This window comes from Neisseria sp. P0021.S007 (genome assembly GCF_051956855.1).
The window spans coordinates 1-785 of the sequence record NZ_JBQCXA010000359.1 but is presented as its reverse complement, the minus strand read 5'-3'; the positions used below and the strand labels follow the sequence as shown (position 1 = coordinate 785).

The following is a 785-nucleotide window of genomic DNA, read 5'->3' as shown; positions in this document are numbered from 1 at the left end:
AATCCATCTTCAGGAATACGATACCGGCTGGCTGATGCAGCCCGAAGAATACGAAGCATGGCTTGCCGATGTATTGGAAGCCATCGGTTTTGTGACCGGTTTTGCGCCCGAACAAATCCACCTCAAACGCCGAGAACGTCAAAAAGGTTTACAACAATACGAGAAAACCGGCAAAACCGGCGACGATTTCGTCATCACTGAAAACGGCCGCAAGTTTTGGGTCAACCTCGACAAATACCTCGATACCGGCCTTTTCCTCGACCACCGCAACACGCGCAAAAAAGTCGGCGAAACCGCAGCGGGCAAACGCTTCCTCAACCTGTTTTCCTACACCTGCAGCTTTACCGTCTATGCCGCAACCGGCGGCGCGGTATCCAGCGAAACCGTCGATTTGTCCAACACTTATCTCGATTGGGCGAAACGCAATTTCGAACTCAACGGCATCAGCCCCGAACAACACAAAATCGTCCGCGCCGATGTGTTCCAATACCTGCAAAATGCCGCCGCCGAAGGCAAACAGTTCGACCTGATCGTCATGGATCCACCCAGCTTTTCCAACAGCAAAAAGATGCTCGACATCCTCGACATCCAGCGCGACCATAAAAAGCTGATTGACGGCGCAATGAGCCTGCTCGCTTCAGACGGCATTCTGTATTTCTCCAACAACTTGCGCAGCTTCGTCTTGGACGACTCGGTATCGGAGCAATACGCCGTCAAAGATATTTCCAAGCAGTCCGTTCCCGACGATTTCCGCAACAAAAAAATCCATCAATGCTGGGAAATCA

Annotated in this window: 1 protein-coding gene; it reads left to right on the top strand. The window is 51.6% G+C overall.

The window, feature by feature from the left end; genetic code table 11:
• A partial coding sequence (locus tag ACTHUR_RS13340) for a class I SAM-dependent methyltransferase (protein WP_440399008.1) occupies positions 1-785 on the top strand: 785 nt, incomplete at both ends.